At 41.2% G+C, this 17831-nt stretch carries 23 protein-coding genes; all 23 read right to left on the reverse strand.

Features of this window, described 5'->3' with window-relative positions:
• Positions 1-449: 449 nt before the first annotated feature.
• Positions 450-770: a hypothetical protein gene (locus tag T541_RS0111200; protein ID WP_155839500.1), complete on the reverse strand. Its 321-nt coding sequence runs from the start codon at positions 768-770 to the stop codon at positions 450-452.
• A gap of 19 nt (positions 771-789) precedes the next feature.
• A complete protein-coding gene (locus tag T541_RS0111205; protein ID WP_026652825.1) occupies positions 790-1518 on the reverse strand; it encodes a class I SAM-dependent methyltransferase in 729 nt (242 codons plus the stop codon).
• 120 nt (positions 1519-1638) lie between these two features.
• Entirely contained in the window at positions 1639-2334 is a 696-nt protein-coding gene (locus T541_RS0111210) for a zinc dependent phospholipase C family protein (RefSeq protein WP_026652826.1), read from the reverse strand.
• A gap of 14 nt (positions 2335-2348) precedes the next feature.
• On the reverse strand, positions 2349-3044 hold the full coding sequence (locus T541_RS0111215; RefSeq protein ID WP_026652827.1) for a zinc dependent phospholipase C family protein: 696 nt from the start codon (positions 3042-3044) through the stop codon (positions 2349-2351).
• Between the two features lie 100 nt (positions 3045-3144).
• Entirely contained in the window at positions 3145-4323 is a 1179-nt protein-coding gene (locus T541_RS0111220; protein WP_026652828.1) for a MerR family transcriptional regulator, read from the reverse strand.
• The gene (locus T541_RS0111225) at positions 4320-4991 is read right to left on the reverse strand and encodes a zinc dependent phospholipase C family protein (RefSeq protein WP_026652829.1); all 672 of its coding nucleotides are present in this window, start codon (positions 4989-4991) and stop codon (positions 4320-4322) included. The genes T541_RS0111220 and T541_RS0111225 overlap by 4 nt, the downstream gene beginning before the upstream one ends.
• A gap of 236 nt (positions 4992-5227) precedes the next feature.
• Positions 5228-5872: a GDSL-type esterase/lipase family protein gene (locus T541_RS0111230; RefSeq protein ID WP_026652830.1), complete on the reverse strand. Its 645-nt coding sequence runs from the start codon at positions 5870-5872 to the stop codon at positions 5228-5230.
• Positions 5873-5957: 85 nt separating this feature from the next.
• The gene (rsgA, locus tag T541_RS0111235) at positions 5958-6959 is read right to left on the reverse strand and encodes a ribosome small subunit-dependent GTPase A (protein ID WP_051538209.1); all 1002 of its coding nucleotides are present in this window, start codon (positions 6957-6959) and stop codon (positions 5958-5960) included.
• Between the two features lie 383 nt (positions 6960-7342).
• Positions 7343-8170, reverse strand: a complete 828-nt coding sequence (locus T541_RS0111240) for an alpha/beta hydrolase (RefSeq protein WP_026652832.1) — start codon at positions 8168-8170, stop codon at positions 7343-7345.
• A 29-nt stretch (positions 8171-8199) separates the two neighbouring features.
• Positions 8200-9075: an aminoglycoside 6-adenylyltransferase gene (locus T541_RS0111245; protein ID WP_034466870.1), complete on the reverse strand. Its 876-nt coding sequence runs from the start codon at positions 9073-9075 to the stop codon at positions 8200-8202.
• Between the two features lie 41 nt (positions 9076-9116).
• Positions 9117-9911, reverse strand: a complete 795-nt coding sequence (locus tag T541_RS0111250) for a class I SAM-dependent methyltransferase (RefSeq protein WP_026652834.1) — start codon at positions 9909-9911, stop codon at positions 9117-9119.
• A gap of 261 nt (positions 9912-10172) precedes the next feature.
• On the reverse strand, positions 10173-10916 hold the full coding sequence (locus tag T541_RS0111255; protein ID WP_026652835.1) for a class I SAM-dependent methyltransferase: 744 nt from the start codon (positions 10914-10916) through the stop codon (positions 10173-10175).
• 214 nt (positions 10917-11130) lie between these two features.
• Positions 11131-11790 (reverse strand): lysoplasmalogenase, encoded by a 660-nt coding sequence (locus tag T541_RS0111260; RefSeq protein WP_155839501.1) that lies wholly within the window; start codon positions 11788-11790, stop codon positions 11131-11133.
• A gap of 198 nt (positions 11791-11988) precedes the next feature.
• Positions 11989-12771 carry a hypothetical protein gene (locus T541_RS0111265; RefSeq protein ID WP_026652837.1) on the reverse strand — a complete coding sequence of 261 codons (783 nt, stop codon included), beginning with the start codon at positions 12769-12771 and terminating at the stop codon, positions 11989-11991.
• A 381-nt stretch (positions 12772-13152) separates the two neighbouring features.
• The gene (locus tag T541_RS0111270) at positions 13153-13986 is read right to left on the reverse strand and encodes a class I SAM-dependent methyltransferase (RefSeq protein WP_026652838.1); all 834 of its coding nucleotides are present in this window, start codon (positions 13984-13986) and stop codon (positions 13153-13155) included.
• 73 nt (positions 13987-14059) lie between these two features.
• Positions 14060-14626 carry an NUDIX hydrolase gene (locus tag T541_RS0111275; RefSeq protein WP_242840774.1) on the reverse strand — a complete coding sequence of 189 codons (567 nt, stop codon included), beginning with the start codon at positions 14624-14626 and terminating at the stop codon, positions 14060-14062.
• Positions 14627-14674: 48 nt separating this feature from the next.
• Entirely contained in the window at positions 14675-15145 is a 471-nt protein-coding gene (locus T541_RS0111280; protein ID WP_034466873.1) for an HIT family protein, read from the reverse strand.
• Between the two features lie 83 nt (positions 15146-15228).
• Positions 15229-15582 (reverse strand): hypothetical protein, encoded by a 354-nt coding sequence (locus T541_RS0111285; protein ID WP_026652841.1) that lies wholly within the window; start codon positions 15580-15582, stop codon positions 15229-15231.
• A gap of 14 nt (positions 15583-15596) precedes the next feature.
• Positions 15597-16286 (reverse strand): YncE family protein, encoded by a 690-nt coding sequence (locus tag T541_RS19430; RefSeq protein ID WP_051538210.1) that lies wholly within the window; start codon positions 16284-16286, stop codon positions 15597-15599.
• A gap of 18 nt (positions 16287-16304) precedes the next feature.
• On the reverse strand, positions 16305-16721 hold the full coding sequence (locus tag T541_RS0111295; RefSeq protein WP_026652842.1) for a bis(5'-nucleosyl)-tetraphosphatase: 417 nt from the start codon (positions 16719-16721) through the stop codon (positions 16305-16307).
• A 73-nt stretch (positions 16722-16794) separates the two neighbouring features.
• On the reverse strand, positions 16795-17124 hold the full coding sequence (locus tag T541_RS0111300) for a CHY zinc finger protein (RefSeq protein ID WP_026652843.1): 330 nt from the start codon (positions 17122-17124) through the stop codon (positions 16795-16797).
• 2 nt (positions 17125-17126) lie between these two features.
• The gene (locus tag T541_RS0111305; RefSeq protein WP_026652844.1) at positions 17127-17312 is read right to left on the reverse strand and encodes a GNAT family N-acetyltransferase; all 186 of its coding nucleotides are present in this window, start codon (positions 17310-17312) and stop codon (positions 17127-17129) included.
• Positions 17313-17351: 39 nt separating this feature from the next.
• A partial coding sequence (locus tag T541_RS19435) for an IS200/IS605 family accessory protein TnpB-related protein (protein ID WP_155839502.1) occupies positions 17352-17831 on the reverse strand: 480 nt, incomplete at its 5' end.

The raw sequence follows: 17831 nt of genomic DNA on the forward strand, positions 1-17831 counted from the left end.
CGCGCATGGCGAATGGTAATATACATTCCCCAGAGTTTACGGCTTTTTTAGAGCTTTTTAAATTTTGGATGCCAAGAAAAAAATGTGCTACGTCTATATCTTTATTTTTACTATTTAAGCAGTACTGAATCTCGCCAATTAGCTTGTGGTCAACTTTTGTACGCCTGATCTTACTGCTAAAAACAAGTTTTCTGTTTTCTAGCAGTATACTTGTAACTAGTTTAGTTCACCAACTCCAAATCCTTACTGCTTTTTCTATTAAATCAAATATAAAGACGTTGGCCTGAAAAATTCTCTACATCTTTTTTGCAAAAAATGAATATAGAGCCGTAAAATCCTCCATTTAACCAGAAGTAAAACCAACCAGATAATCCTCAGAACATGCAACTTTTTTTCTGAGTTTGGTTGTAGTTTGAAACTGATATTTAAAAATCAGTTAGTCATTCCTATTACCCTTCTAATTCATATAACAGTTTTAGTCGCAAAGGTCTTTTTGTAAGAAATTCAGCATTCTTATCCATAACAGTTCTTGGATGCTGATATATATCGACATCTACTGTGATGGGTTCAGCAATGACATATAGATATCCTTTTTCTTTACCGTTGTGGCTGATTACACCGTTATCATCATAACTAAGGCCTGTAGGTTTGTGAGAAAATGCTTCTGCAAGTTCCTTCCACTGCGTTATCGTACTACCTGCCATAAGCTCTGTCAGTTCCAGGTGTGAGCCATGATACCATAAGCCCATTGGATCTATTTTAATTTCCATTCCCCTTTTAATCCCTTCATTATGTCTTGTTCTTTTCAAAAATCAGATGATTATAAAAAGCTATCCTCTTAAACTCATCCATAGCATCAGCTTTTATTTCCAGCTCAAGCATTGGCTGATACCAATCATCGCTAAACTTGATGTCGTTATTGGATGAGAGGCCAAACAATGACCTTATACCAAAAACGTTAGTTAGTTTCATTGTGTCTGCCAACAAGTTCTCAAGCTGATCGTTGTTATAAAGGTTTCTATCACCAAAAGCAGTGCTTTCCGCATTATGATCATTCAGAACATCCAGAGCCGCCTTAGGATTATCATTTAAAACCGCATAAGCAGGAACCTTTCCTAATTCATTGTGTTTAACAATTGATAATCTGCCGCCCGGCTTCAGAACCCTGACAATCTCATTAAGCACGCCAGCAGCGTCTTCAACATACTCTAAAACGTTATGACAAATAACATAGTCATAGGTATTATCAGGAATACACTCCAAATACTCTATTCCCTGTGTTACCAATTCATAATCATTATCCTTAACCCTGAGGCTGTACATATCCTCATTTGGCTCTATAGCTGTGACTTCGTGATACTTGGCATAATGGTTAGAAGTCAAACAAAAGCCTGCTCCGAAGTCTAATATCTTAGCCCGCTTATCATTTGGGATATCTAATTGCCTGTAAATTATGTCATAGAACATCCTTCCCCAGGGCTGTTCTAACATATTTCTGTAATCTTTAATTGTCCCCATTCATTATTCCCCACAACAATCTTATTCTTCAGTCTTTCAGCAGTTGAAACAAAAAATGCAGTAGGTAGCATCGTTACCTACTGCACTACTCTTTTAATTGTACTGATAATGCCGATAAATTCAAGCTATTCTGGCCGCAGACTGCTTCAACTTGTTCAATATCACATCACACGCACAATCCACAAAGCCCTCATAGTTCTTTTGCGTGAGGTATTGATAGTCACGGTCAAGCTCGCCGTGGTTATCGCTTCTATAGTAACCGCAGATGTAGACTCTTCTGTTCTGGAAGGCGTCCCTAGGGAACACTTCCATCAAGTCGTTATCAATCTCTTCTTCGCTGGCATTCTCATATGTAAGAAACGCGTCAAAGTCAGGATGATCTCTTAAATATTTGAAGTCAAGATCGTACCAGTCTGCCTTGTGTGTCCAGACAAGCTCATTGTAAGAAATTCCAAGCTTCTCTGCGTCTGATTCGTCGCAGTGCCAGTCATTGTGGGCAGCCCTGGTCCACTCAACGTCTGTAAGAAGGTGAGTTAAATATCCCAGGAAGAACGAGTACTGACGCACGTTATAGCCCTTAATCTTGTCTTCTGTGAAATAATCACTTACAAACTTATCTACATCAATAAATGTTTTCCTACTAGGATCTGTCCTAAAATGCGTCACTGTTCCTGGTGGCGTGAACACAGTCCAGTCCTCATTAGGAACTCCAGAATCTGGTGCAATATTACCAAGTATAAACGCAGTCTTATCAAGATCGCCTATATTTTCATAAAGTCTTTCTGCAATTCTAAGGTGTACCATCCAAGATGCCATAATTCATTCCTCCATCATGCAATTAAAATGTGCATTTTGTTAATTCTATCAAGAATAATCGAAGATACTTTTTCTACAAAATCGTCATAGTTCTTTTGGGTAAGATATTTAAATTCTCGGCTCAAATCACCGTGGTAGTCGCTTCTATACAGTCCACATATATAGCCTCTTCTGTCCTGGAAGGCATTTTTCGGAAATTCATCCATCAGATCATTATCAAGATCTTCGTCCGAAGCCCTTTCATATGTAAGAAATGCATCAAAATCCGGGTGTTCCTTTAAGTATTTATAATCCAGATCATATCTGTCATCTTTATGAGCTCTGATTAATTTTTCAAAAGAAATCCCTAATCTCTTAGCAGTAAATTCATCGCAGCCCCAGTCATTATGTTCAGCCCTAGTCCATTCAATATCTGTAAGAAGATGTGTGAAATAGCCTAGAAAAAACGAATACTGACGCAGGTTATAATCTTTGACTTTTTCCGCCGAAAAGTAATCTCTAAGATATCTGTCTATCTCAATTAAGTCCTTACTTTCCGGATCAGGATTATAGTGCGACACATATCTAGGCGGATTGTATTCTGTCCAGTCCTCATTAGGAATACCTGAGTCAGGTGCAATATTTCCAAGAACAAATGCCGTCTTATCAAGTTTTTCTAAACTTTTCAAAAGATTATCTGCAATTCTAAGATGTACCATCCAAGATGCCATAATTCATTCCTCCATCATGCAATTAAAATGTGCATTTTGTTAATTCTATCAAGAATAATCGAAGATACTTTTTCTACAAAATCGTCATAGTTCTTTTAAATCATAAATAACAATGGTAGAAAGCACTGTCGATATCTACCACAACATCCTTGTCCTTCTGAAGCTTGTCATCGAAATGCTTCATGATTGTGTCTTTATTTGCTTCAATCGTCTTTTCTCCCGCCGGATACTTGGTAAGGAGCCTGTCGTACAGCTCCTTAGCAGTCTTAAAGCTCATAGGGCAAGGAAGATAGTCTATATCCACTTCCTGGAAATACTTGGATAAAAGAGCTAAGAACCCATCCTGCATGTCCTTGATTTCCTGTTTACGAGCCTTGGCAAAAGAGCTGTCTACACCCATCTGATCAAGTTCTTTTATCCAATAATCATATTCCTTGCTGTTGCCGAAGTAATTGACCGAAAAGAAACCATCCTTCTTAAGAACAGAAGCCACATTGGCAAGGAAAGTGTCAAAATCGTTAAGGTAAGTCATCAGGTAATGAGCCACGATCCTTGAATACTTTTTCTTACGGATCTCCTTCCAGGTCTCCTCATATTCAAGGTTACTGAACATTAGATTAATATCCGATGAATCCGGGAAAGCAGCCTTAATCTCAGGCAGGTCCTTATCCAGAACATCGCCCCAGTTTCCGTGGATGTCTACGCCCTGAACAGTGAAATTCTCAGGGATCCTATCAAGGTTCTCGCGCCACAAAAGGCCGTAGCTACAGCCAAGATCAAGAACTCTTTGTCCCTCCTGAAAATCGAGAGAATCAAAGATCTTGTTGTACCACTCAATGCCGTCAGCTGCGTGATCCTTGGCAAAGTAGCGCCTCTCATCTGCGCCCTGGCTCATCTCCATCTTCTTGATCATGTCAGCAACGTCGTCCCAGTCAGGATTCTCATCCAGGCGAGCCAAGGCAGACTTGATGCACTGGGCAGACTTCTGAAGTTCATAGATCTTTTTCTCCATAAGTTCAAGCTGCTTCCTGAGCGTATCTGCGATGGACTCCTGCTCATCATTTTCAAGGCTTTCCTTGATTTCCTCTAGGCTGAAGCCCACGTGCTTTAGTGCTATTATCTTTTCAAGTATCATTAGGGATTCTTTGTTGTAGAGCTTGTAGTTGCCCTCTGAATAAGCAACCGGCTTAAGAAGGCCCTTTTCATCATAGATTCTAAGAGCCTTAGGCGATACCCCCGCCTTCTTGGCAATCTCCCCAGATGTCATTTCTTCTTTCATACGTATTCTCCTATCATCCCAGCAACTCTCTCCGTCACCGTGTCTACAAACCACAGTATCTTCTCCGAAGGATAGTACTTAAATCCAGATGTGCTGAGCTTCTCCGGAATGTCATACTGTACGTTTGTGAGGTGGTCCTTCATCTTAAGGATGTCTTCCTTGTTGATGTAGCCCGGTATTTCAAGGTCGTCTGCCTCATTCATTAGTCTGAATATTTCCTTGGTAAAAGAGCTATTTTGATACAGCCACTTATCGACAAGCTTAGCTTCTGGGTAATACTCGCCCCGGAACTGATCAAGAGTCATTGTAGGCAAGTACTCCTTTTGAAGAGCTCTCCAGATAAGAAGGTCATTCCAGTAGTCGGTGTAGCAGTGAACACAGATGCCAAGTATGTACATTTTTCTTTTAACATCTGTTTCGCCCTCGCCAAACTTATCCCAGAACTCCTTGATATTGCGAAGCCATCTTTCGTAGTCCCTGGTATCGCCCCAGCTTCCGCACTCTTCAAAGCAGTGACTGTGAACCTTGTGTTCAAAGCAAAAATCATCTCTAAAATGAACCGAGTCAGGAACCACAGAGCCCAGGATGAATTCCGCAAGGCCTTCATCGATACTGAGCTTTTGAGCCAATCTGTATGCAATTTCTAAGTGAGTCATTTGAAAGGACATAAATCATTCCCCTTTAGTTTTATGTTCTTTTGGTTCAAACCAGAATTCGTTTGATATGAATTATATCAAATAACCAATTGATTACTGTAGTAATCTTAAACTTTGCCCCTAGGGCCAAGTCAATACCTATATTTTAATTGATGCACGAAATGTAAAAAGAGCTATCTCTCTAATAGACTCAGAATTCAAGTCTACATCAAAGAGATAGCTCTTTTACTATATCCAATTCACTTATATCACGCACTATATGGAATCTTACTTGATATTCCCATCTCGGAAAGCTTTCCAAGAACCACCTCTGCCAGGATTCTGTGGCCGCCTTCATCTAGATGCTCATCGTCGATGGTACTTGCCTTGGCATAATCAGATGCAGCAAGGAATTGATTACCGTGGCGAAGGGCGATTGTCTCATACTCCTTCTTAAGCTGCCTGCTTGTAAGGATCGAGGATACATCAAATTCAGGATCTTTTTCAGGAAGCCAGACCTCTTCGCCAAGGGCGATAGGTGATATCACCAGGATCTTTTCAGGTGCAAGGCTCTTTTCAAGTTCGGAAATGCAGAGCTCAAGACCCTTTCCAATTACATGGGCGCTGGCGTTGAAGATCTTTTTGCAATCATTGGTTCCAAGCATGATTATCGCTGCGTCCAATGGGTAATTAGTCTCAATTGAAAGCGGCAGCACCTCTGCACCATTTCTAAAAGGTCTTAGCTTGTCATCAAAGACTGTCGTTCTTCCGCACAGGCCTTCCTCAATTACTCGGTAGTTCTGTAAACGTTCCTGTACAAGGCTTGTCCAGCGGACGCCCCAGGGATATCTTTTATCAGTTCCAGGCATCAGGCCCCAAGTATTCGAATCTCCAAAAGCAAGTATGTTTGGCATATTTGTTCCTCCTGATAATATTATGTCCCAACATACTGCACTTTAAAATTAACCAAATCTGATAGCCTGTTATAAAGGTCACCTATCACACCAAAGAATTGTTCCTGTCTTTAAATTTCTTAGCCTGTTTAGCCCACTTGGAGATTGTTTTCTTCTTGGCGTAGTTGCGCTGGTTCTCCATGGATAGGTTCTGATAGAGCATGTATCTGTCATAGGATAAAGAGCCATCTTCGATTGCCGCCTTTATTGCGCAGCCAGGCTCGGTATCATGCTTGCAGTCACTGAATTTGCAGCACATCTCAAGCTCTTTTATGTCCTCAAAGGTATCTCCGATGCCCTCTTCGTTCATGGCCATACCAAGTTCACGCATGCCGGGAGTATCAATGATGGACACTCCGTTATCGAGTTCAATGAGCTGTCTGTGCGTAGTTGTGTGGCGACCAGTGTCGTCGGACTCACGAATAGAGCTGGTTTTCATTAGTTCTTTTCCCGCAAGAGCGTTTATAAGCGTAGACTTACCTGCACCTGATGAGCCCATAAGGCAGATGGTGGTTCCCTCCGTCATGTACTGTTCAAGCTCATCAAGGCCGATGTCGTAGATGGCAGAAATGGCGTGAACATGCACCTTGTCTGAAATGGTCTCAACTTCTCTTATGTAGCGACCGGTGTTGTTGCAAAGATCTGACTTAGTAAGAACCACAACTGGTGTGGAGCCGCCGTTTAGGGCAACGCTGGCATATCTGGCTATTCGATTGTAGCTGTAGTCCTCGTTAAGTGAGGTTATGATAAAGGTGTAGTCTACGTTAGCCACCATGTACTGCATCGTTGCAGTTTTGGCCTGGTCTGGCCTTTGGAGGAAGCTCTTTCTTTCACAGACGGATACTATCTGTGAATCACCGATTGGATTGATGTTAAAGTGGACGTAATCTCCCACAACCGGTAGCTCCTGCGCTTCTTTCTCGTAAAAAGAGCCCTTGAGCTTAGCCGGGATATCTTTTCCCATGTACCTGATAGTATAGCTGTTCTTCTGAATCTCAGAGATTCTGCCTAGTTTTTCTTGTTTGCTTTGATTGTTTGTTGTATTCATTGTTTTATTCTCCGTTTTATTCACTTTAAGCCAGCAAGCGCCTACTGGGAGCTTGCTTATTGTCATTACAATTTAGTTTGTGTAAGGGAATCGGTATGAATGATCTTATGTAATCGATTTGCAGAACGCATCATATTACAGAACAAAAAGCCGCGGCGAGAAAGCCACGGCTATAAATTCAAATTATAAAAGTGTAGAAATACAAATAATCCGCACTAATTTCAAAAAGCACATACCGAGGCCATTACACAATATTCAGTTACAATCTCAAATTTAGTTGCACTCATTATTAAATGTACCTCGCTTTCTTCGTTATTTTGTGTGGAAATTTCCTACATACCCTAGTGTATCAGCATTGATGCACCATTTCAACCCTAAAATGATCAATTCTCAAAGAACACCTGAAGTGCATGATACAGATGAAGGTGCCATGCGTTGATGTCGTGTACTCCGCCAGGGATTATGTAAAAGTCGTAGTTCTCGTCCTTCTTAAACAGATCGCACTTAGCAACAACCTTCTCCATGATGTCCTTGTGCTCTTCAAAGGCGATGTCCTTGTCTCCGTTTCCGCAGAACATGAATTTAAGGTCAAGGCCCTTCTCTTTTCCCTCAGTTACAGTCTTGATTATACGCTCCACCTCAACCTCATGGTCGCCGAAAGGTCCGCAGCAGCCTGAGAATGGGCCATAGTAAGCAAAGAGATCATAGTTGTTGTAGAAGGCAGCTCTATAGGTTGTCATTGAACCAAGTGAAAGTCCTGCGAAGGCTCTGTGGTCACGGGCTTCTGCTCCAGAATAAACTGAATACTTAGCCTCTACTGCAGGTAAAAGGTCGTTCCTTATCTCAAACTGGAAGTTCTCGCATCTTGATTCATCGTGAACCTTGGTATCTGCATCGTCATGATAAAAGGTAGGTGTTACAACGATACATGGCTTGCAAACCCCATTAGCCATCATGTTATCAAGGATCTTAACTGTATCAGGAAAGAGCTTAAACCAGTAGTCATAGGTGCATCCGCCGCCGTGTAAAAGGTAGAGAACGTTGTACTTTACTGCCTTGTCATAACCATATGGAAGGTATACTAAAGCCTTTTTATTAAGAGGTCTATTAGCGTCGTCATAGGTTTTAGACTCATACTCTAAAAGCTCCACTGTTCCTTTCTTGTCTGACTCTTCCAGCATTTTAGCTGGCATTTCGTAGATGTATTCCATTTTGTTTCCCTCCAACATTATACTGCTCATTATTTATCGGAAACACTTCTGCGTCTCTCTTCCATGAACTCCCTGACATTCTTAGACTCCTCGAGGTCAAGTGGGAATCCCAATTTGCCAGCAACGTAGATAGAAAGCTCCTCGAAGTATTCGTACAAGAGAAAGAGTTTGTCCCACATATCTTCGAAGTCACCTTTTGCAAAGATGCCTTCAAAGCGCTTCATCTCATCCTCGGATAAGTACTTGTTTAAATACTTGGAGAACACGCCTGTTGTGACCTTGAAGTCATTATCTATGCCAATCTTCCAGTTCATCATTTTCATGAACATATTCATCATAAGATATTCCATGGAGAATCTTGCATAGTAGAACTGATGGCGGCAAAGCCCCTTTGTAGCGTAGTTACTGATCCAGCGGAATTCATTAACGGTGTTAAAGAACTCAAACTCGCTTGGCTTCTTGATCAAAAAGGCCTCGTCAGAAGTAATCTCTTTTAACTCAGGGAAGTTGTCCTTATTGATAAGAACTGTCCTGGGCTCGTTAAAAGAAATCTGATCATGAATATCAGACACATCAATGAATGTCAGGTCAATCCTGTTGCCATCCTTGTACTGTGTAAGGAAAGCAAAGCGGCCATGACCGTCATAGTCATAGGGCTCCTCATAGTAATCGTCAGGAGTCTGCATGATAAGGATGTCGCCAAAGCGCTTCATGTAGTCCTTATCCCTGGTGAATTCCCTGATGTCTGAAACAAAGAATGTAATGTCAAAGTCAGAGAAATCATCGCGCTTGGCACCAGGAGTAACCCTTGAGCCCTCCATGGTTGCCGCGCGGATCCTGTCATCCTCTGTGGCAGTCTTTAATATCAGTTCATACATTTCTTCGTAGGTCTTTTTATCGGTCATAAACACCTCTGAATCTGTTAGATAATTAAATCATGTAGCAATCACGCGCGCCCAAAGGCAACGAAAGTTCCGTACTCCTTCTGAAGATCGATAGCGCCATTTTCAACATGAGGTTCCAACATTTCAAACATTTTGTCTTTACCCAAAGTCCCAATACCGTGGAGAGCCTTAAGACTCTGGAGGTACTCAACAAGATCGTCCACCTTTGTGATATGAAGTGAATCCTGATAGCGGCGTACCTCAACCTTCGCAAACTCTTTTTCCAGAACAGCGCCCCCGTTCTGAAGTGTAAAGAGATGGTTAGGATCGTAGTTCTCACCGATAATTCCAAACCACTCAGCAATAATGTCGTTGAAATTGTGCTCTCCGTATGTTGCACTATAGAACACGCCGTCGTCCTTAAGGACTCTTCTGATCTCGCTGACTGCCTTGTTGATGTCAGGCACGTGATAGAGCATCATGTTGGCAATTACTATGTCAAAAGAGCTATCTTCATAAGGGATGTTCTGAACATCGATCTGCTTGAATTCTACGTTTGCACGCTCTCCCACGTTCTTCTTGGCAGTTTCAAGCATGCCTTCTGAAAAGTCAGAAAGAACAAGCTTATCGCACCTAGCTACAAGGTCGTCATGTCCAACCCACATGCTACCTGTGCCAGTGCCAAGTTCAAGGACCTTCATACCCTCTTTTATCTCATAATTAGAAACAAGCCATGGGCCAAAGCCCATCTTGTTTGTTGAATACATATTGTGGAAGTTGAGTCTGATATCAAGGCTCTTAGATGATGCGTACTGTTCCTGTACTGCGTCCTTATCGTTGCTGCTACCCATTTTCATACTTACTGTCTCCTTGTGTCTTATGATTTGTCACTGATATGATCAATATGAAATGTACTAACAATTCCATAGATTATAGATTTGATCTTTACTAACTGAATATCTCAGGTGACAATCATGAGTTTAATGTATGCCCCAAGGGCGAAGTCAATACTCAATTTAGTTCTTAATCTCCTAACACCTTTCGATATTCAATGATCCTCTTTTCGAGACTTTCTTTGTCCTTCGCAAATAACTCTAGAACATCACCGGTAACCCCCCTTAGTTCTTCTTTGACTTCACCAAAAGAAAATCCGGTTTATGGAAAAGGTCGTCCTGATCTGGGAACTTCTCAAGAATCTCATCTGTTGGGATAGGCTCGATCATCTTCTCAATAATAAAGCCGTTCTCAGCCAAAGTATTAACGATAGTCGAGAACATACGGTGATATTTCTTTATACCTTCAACAAACCACTCTGACTCGCGCTCTCCCTCCCTTGCGTAGTTTGCAAGATTAACGTAGATCTTTTTACCGTTCTCATCTCTTGTCCAACGAGGACGTTCTCCGCTGTAGGTGGTATTTATAGGGTTCTCCTGGGAAAAGATAAATCTGCCACCTTCATTAAGTTTGTCATATATCTTTTTAACCACACCATCAAAATCCTCAACGTAGTGGAAGGCTAGAGAACTGATGACAAGGTCAAACTTGCCCTCAACCTTCTCGATATCTTCGATGGGAAGAAGCATGTAGGTGATGGCAGGGTTAGAGTTCTCCTTCTTTGCCACCTCAAGCATCTTCTCGGAAATGTCGATACCAACCACCTTTGAAGCACCCTTATTCACAAACTCAACGCAGTGCTCACCAAAGCCGCAGCCAAGGTCCAGTACGCTCTTACCCTTAAGATCAGGAAGTAATGAAAATAGTGCTGGTATCTCGAATAAATTATTCGCATTACCTTCCTTATCCCTTATAGTCTTGTACCCCTCAAAGAAGGTCTCGTTGTCAAAAATATTCTGCTTAGCCATTTTCATCACTCCTTCCATATTATATTTTTCTCAAATGCACTAAACACGCAGGTTTTTATTATACATTAAGACGCCAGGCCTCGTCTATTGCTATTTCAGTCGCATCCATAGCGGAGCGTTTTTTTATGATATAGGAATTTCGGAGAAATTTCCTATATCATAAAAAAGCAGTGCCACAAGTGCACTGCCGGGTATTTAATAGTTCTTTAATATATCACAATAACAAAAGGCTCATGGCTATGATCATCTGCCCTCCATAGTAAAGGATTGTATTGATGATTCTGAAACTCTGCCTGTATTTATCTCCAAAGACATTGATGATAAGGACAATATCGCTTACCAGGAACAAAAATGCCCCTGTGGCGAAGGCTCCTCTAAATGCAGATGGTTGGGATATGGTGTTGCCAACTGCCACTGCGTTAAGTAAAACTATGGCGCCGAGATAAACAACTCCCAGAGCCTTAAATGACCGATCCGCTGAGATAACCTTAAACAGCCATGTGATGAGGCATGCTGCCAGTACTGCACCAACTGCCATGCTAAGTGGCCAGTTAACGGACAATGTCAGCATTGAAGCCAGATATACGATATGTCCTGCCAAGAAAACCAGAATTCCCATTATGAATATCAGCTTCCCGTTTTTCTCAGATACATATCTGAGGTTCAAAAAAACATCTGCTATTGCACCAAGAATCAGGCCGCAAAGCACCATATTCTCCAGCATGGAACCCTTGCTGCAGACAATTCCACAAGTAACAAAGCAAAGAGATGCAACGCCCTTTAAAATAACAGCGATAACATACTTTTGCCTGGTCTCATAATAAAGGTATACTCCCATTGAGATAGCGCATATCACCATCAAAATATACAGCAATGTTTGTACCTCCTACCTCTATCTGCCAGCGCTTTGAGTAAATACGGATGATTTCTTCCTCATCTATGTTTACGTTTGTGGAAATCAGGCAAAGATAGTCTTTCCGATTTGAACGATTCCTGACATATACAACTTTTGCAGGAATTTTACGACACTACCGTGGGTCGCTATTTCGCATATTATAATCCTCAGATTCCCTTACTTCTTAAATGTAATATTTTCAGGAAAAGTTTCAAAAACAATCTCATTCGCATCTACATATTTAATTGGTTCATGAGAGTATACTTCACAGAAATATGAATCCCAAAAATCAACATTATAGAAATTGATGTAAACTTCGTCGTTTTTTAGGAAACAGTTGTATGGGAAAGTTGATTTTTTGCCATCTTTATCAACGAAGATTAATTCACCATCCTCAAAAGTAATAGTGATATTGTCTATATCTTCGCGTGTATATACGCCGTTTGGCCCAAGATCATAGTTCTCTGCGTAATAGTAAGTGCTGTTCCCGAAAGTTAAGGTATTATTTTTTTCATCATATTCTATTTTTTCGGGATCCTCCCAATGTTTCTTGAATATTGAGATAGCACTATCAATTTCATCATCGCTCTTTTTAAAACGTGATTTTTTATAATCTATACTTGCTTCGGACATCTCAACAGTATCTACATCCAAGATAAACTCATCGTTCTCGATTTTAAAATTTGCTGTATATTCAAGACCTGCTTCGTAGTATGTAGCCTCATCGCCACTGAATACCCAGGTTTCACGACCATCAGTGTATTTTCCTTCAAGCTTGATACCATCTTCTGATACTTCAGTATCACTGTCCGAGACTGAGTTATCATCTTCTATATCTTCCCCAGATTCCTCCTCTGATTCACTGACCTCAAAATCTTTTTCATCCGGTTCGTCTTCTGCACCACAACCTGATGCAATGACTATTGTAGCTAAGAGTAGTGCCATAAGTTTTTTCTTCATTTTAAGTCTCCCATGTCTTTAATTTATAAAAATAAATGTAAATCATTTATTTTTGGCTATAGATAAAAATCTCCTTCTAGCAAATCCCTTGACTTGCCAGATTATGAACCAATATCATTAAGATCAACTTTCAAAAAAATGGAAAAATATGCCTTACTGAAGCTCAATTTAATGAACACAATACATTATATATACACATATATATGTTAGCAAGTATTTTATTACTAATGTTTTATTATGTTTCTTCGCCATTAATATATCCACTCCACCTTTTTAGATATCTCCTTCTAACGCTGTATATATATAATCATATTTTTAAAATGTAGTTAATATATTTATATTTTAGCGTAAAAATCTCTCATAAGAGCTTCTAGTGAAATTCTAAAATATCCATCTCGTAAAAGCATTTTCCTTAAGTTTGTATATTCGGTCACTTCTAAGGAACTTACGAATGTACCAGCTATAACCGTAGAAGACTAATCTCTTCTTTTCATCTCCAAAGATTGGCAAAAGAGATTCCTTCATCCAGCTTCGGGCTTCCTTCGGGGAAAGGGTGCCATCCTCTATCTTGGCATTTACATTGGACTGAATCAGCATGAATTCTACAAATTCATCAAGTTTAAATGAATATTCCATCTCATAGTCGGTCTGCTTCTCCATGGTGAATCCATCTATGAGATCTTCCTGAGTCCACTTGTTCTCTTTTCTTGGCGGTTTAGGGAACTTAGCAAGATACTGGTTCTGGTACCAATCGGTGTAAGCAGTGTTACCACGCATCTTGTCTGTGATTCCAAAGTCGTAGATGACGATAAGAGCGCCATCCTCAAGAACATCGCTCATGTTAGCCATGAATTTCTTTTCATCTACCCAGTTGATGCAGCCGGCAGCTGTAACTATATCATACTTGTTATCTGGAGCTAAGGTCTCCTCTGCCTTGGCAACATAGAAGTCATATGCCTTGTCCTCGCCGTAGAGCTCAGTGCAGACTTCAACCATGGCATCAGCAATATCTGTTCCTGTAACCCTGTGACAAATAAGGCGAAGGGCCTTGGTTGAAAGGCCGGCACCGCACCCAACATCCAGACCGTTATTGAATTTATGGTCACTACTAAGTCCACAGTCTCTAAGAAGCTGCTCTATAACCTGCTTATGAAGCCAGGGCCTTTTGGCGTAGCCAAGGGCAATTCTCTTTGAATCAAAGGATTTGTTGTTCATTGTTAAATTCAATCTCCATGTTAATTTCAAATTACAAATATAATATTTTCTAGTATTCTGGTGATTTTGATACTTAGCGCGCGTAGAACTCCAACGCAAACAGAATTGCAAGAATTGCGATGCCATCTTTAGTCTCATTTTTCCTTAGTAGCTCTTTTACCTGATCGATAGACATCCAGACCTTGCCAGCCACTTCGTCCACATCCTTGATGGTGCCCTCGGAGTCAACCTTGGCACCAAAAACATGCATTACCTGGTCAGTCATTCCATTGGACGGGGTCTGGGAGCACAGGAACTTAAGGTCCTTGATGGTGCAGCCAGTCTCTTCCATGGCTTCGCGCCTTGCGGCGTCTTCTATTGCTTCGCCCTCTTCCACGCCACCAGCAGGAATCTCCCATTCAAGGCGGCCTGCGGAATAGCGCATCTCTCTTATCATCAGGATTTCGTCCTTGTCGTTGAAGATCACGATGGACACACCCTGATGCGGATAATGAATCTGGTGATACTTCTCGATTATCTGGCCGCTAGGCAGTTTCACTCTATCTGTATATAGGCTCACGTAGTCGCTTTCATAGATGGTAGTCCTTGAAAGGCGCTCTGGGAGCTTGATCATATCTTCTGATTTGTCATTTATGCTCATTGTTTCAATTCCCCTACAATAGTTTTTCTAGCAATTCTCATCAATGAATCAGACAGCTCTTTTGCTTTCGAGCTCAAATAACTCTCTGATATCTTCTGCCGTCCTTGCGACTTCTTCCCAGTCCCTTTCTGTGGCGTTCTCCATGGCGTACCTTGAAATATCCCTTATGGAGCTTACGCCCTTTCCGAACTTTTCTTCCATCCAGTCCTTGTGTGGGAATATCCATACGTGGAAGTGACTGGAACGCTCTTCCTGGACCAGCGTGATCTCTTTTGTCAGATTTAGCTCTTTTAACGCGTTCTCAGCCCTTGCTATCACGTCGCCCATCTCCGTCCACTCTTCCCTGTATAACTGGGCAAAAGAGCTAACATGTCTCTTCAAGGTTATGATAAGGAATCCAGGTATCGGAATCTCCGGATCCGCAGCCAGAATCATATTTCCGCTTTCATAAATGGCGCCGCCAGGTGGAATAAGGTCTCCCTTAGCAATTGCGCAGCCAATACAGTTTTTTGTTCCCATATACATACCTCCATTCATACACTCCCCGGCATGTGCCGGTAATTACTATGTAGGTAATGTTAATGCATGCCCTTGGGGCGGGGTCAAGAAATAGTATTCCCTGTGTTTGAATCTATGAATACCTTTCTATGTGAATCAAATTCTAAGTCAGAGCCCTCCATCCCCATAGCTTTAAGCATCTCCATGGCTTTCATGTATGATTCACGCATGGCAACAGGGCTGTTGGTGGATATCCCGAATTGTTTAGCCTTAGATAGCAACTCTTCATCATCACTTATAAAAAGAGCTTCCGATGAACAATTCTTTATGTAATCATCCGCTTCCCTTACATCAAGTCGCTGTATCTTCGCATGATGGCGTTCCTTTAACATATTCACTTGCTTATCGAAAATATCGTCCGTAGAATCTTTAAGGCAAATTATTATCTCTGAATACATTTCAACACCTGCTATTATCTTTTATCTCTCAATACATCTTCAAAAGCATCTTTTAAACTTGTTTTTTCTGTGTAATTTTCTGGATCTAATGGTAATGCCTTTTCAGTAAAACCACTCAATTCCCATCTTTTATACCACATAAGATGATCATACTTCTTTTCATCAATTGCATGAATATCTTGTATAGCACGACTTTCAGGGTTAAACACTGCAAGAAAGCCATAGTCAAATATCCCCTCTCCATCGCGCATGAACCCCAGCACATAGCACGCGCCCGTTTCATCATCAAACTCCAGGTAATCAAGCACCATTTTGGTATTCTCAGCAAATAAAGAGTCCACTTTAGTAAATGACTTAGTCTCATAAACAGCCAACTGAGTTCTTGTAGAGTCTATAGGTTTTTCAATATTGTAAAAGAGCTTTCCGTCAGGAGAAAAGCAAAATCCTTCATCCTGTGCGCCGATCCTGGTAACAACAATCTTTTTTACAAGACTAAGAGAATCTAAATCATAAACTCCCAGAATGCCTTCCGTGGATTTTACAACAATAGTATTCTTACCTGGCATAAATGCTGCTCTATATGCATATGGAAAATCCTTGAATTTAGCTAATTCAGTGCCATCTTTGTCATATACATACACTGTTCCCCCATTGCAGCCTACACTATATGATTCATTCTGATAAAAACCCCAAAACTTTCTCATTTATCCCTCCATGGTTATTTATTTCTGCGATAAAAGAAATTCATTCGCCTCTGTCAGTATTCTTTTAGTGCTCTCATATTGGAAAAGAGCTATTGCCTCTTCGAATGAATAAAGCTTAGCGCTGGTTAACTCCTCTTGTTGGTAAACTGGAGTCTGGTCCTCGTAGTAGCCCAGGAAATATGTAATATCTTTTATCACATCATCCCTTTGTGGAATCGGGTGTGAATCTGTAGTTCTAAAGCCTTCAATAAGCTCAACATCCAGTCCAACTTCTTCATTTACTTCGCGAAGTGCTGTCTGGATCTCAGTTTCGTCCCCTTCCATGTGGCCCTTGGGAAAACCATATACTCCAACAAGGTTCTGTATTAGTAAATAGCGGATGTTGCCGTTTTCTTTGGTGTATACTACGGCTCCGCAGGATTTTTCGATTGTCATGTGTTTCCTCTCTTAATTCTGCATATCATTGTATTATCTGTATGTATCTTTTTATTATCTTGGACTAGTTCTATCATGTATCTGATGTTCTAGCATAGATAGATTTGTGCAGCGCACATCTGGGATTGAACTCATGACCGCATCCAGTGCACTTTGAAAGGCATGCGTACTCCTTGTAGCTATAGAGCTTGCCGCAGGCACCGCACATTGCTGTTGCCTCTTCGTCTGATTCCACCGGTTCAAATGGGTGGTCCTCCAGTTCATCATGGCACTTGTAGCAGGCATAGAATTTGTGGCACATAGCACACATATTAGCTACCACATCAACTTCGCTGTGGTAGTGGACGCAGCGACCTTCATTATCTGTATGTATTCCGTAAATTATTCTTTGGTTCTTTTCCATGGTCATTTCTCTAATTCCAAAACGTAGACATCTGATTCATATGTGGCACTGCCGTCATGCTTTGTATAAGATGAACTGTGGTCGTATTTCATTCCCAGTTTCTGCAAAACTTTTCCGCTTCCCACATTTTCTTTTGCACATTCCCCTTCAAAGGTATGGGCGCCGTAAACTGAAGCTGCGTGTTCCATGAACTACCCTCACCAACTCCACGTCGGAAAGGGTTTCTGTTATGCCGCATGGCGGCATGAACATGCAGGATGCTCTACGCACCCTGCAGAACAGGGCATGTCCACTATGCCCCTATCCCATTGGCTTACCTTTGGGAATACTTTTCTTAAGATGTTTGCTGCTCCATTTATGTCTGCATTTGTTATTGTACCATCGTAGTGCCTGTATAGTCCCCTCTGTATCCGCTTTCCTGAAAAAGTGGGGTTATCCTTCGCATTCTTTTTATATACAGGGATATAGTCCTTTGCAAGGTAGTCTGCCTTTGATGTGTAGCTTTCTTCTGTAAGGACAAACCTTATACCATATTCAGCAAGTTTGTATCTGAGCATGTCTGCAAATATCAGCATTGGTATCTGCACAAAGTTCTGGTTATTGACATGTCCTATACCTATTTCCTTTTTCTGGTATGTGTTATGTCCCATCACCACTATGTCTACATGGTTATCCCTTGCATAGTCAGCAAGCTGTCTGCTCACCTT

This window comes from Butyrivibrio proteoclasticus P6B7 (assembly GCF_000622085.1).
Classification (GTDB): Bacteria; Bacillota; Clostridia; order Lachnospirales; family Lachnospiraceae; genus Butyrivibrio; species Butyrivibrio proteoclasticus_A.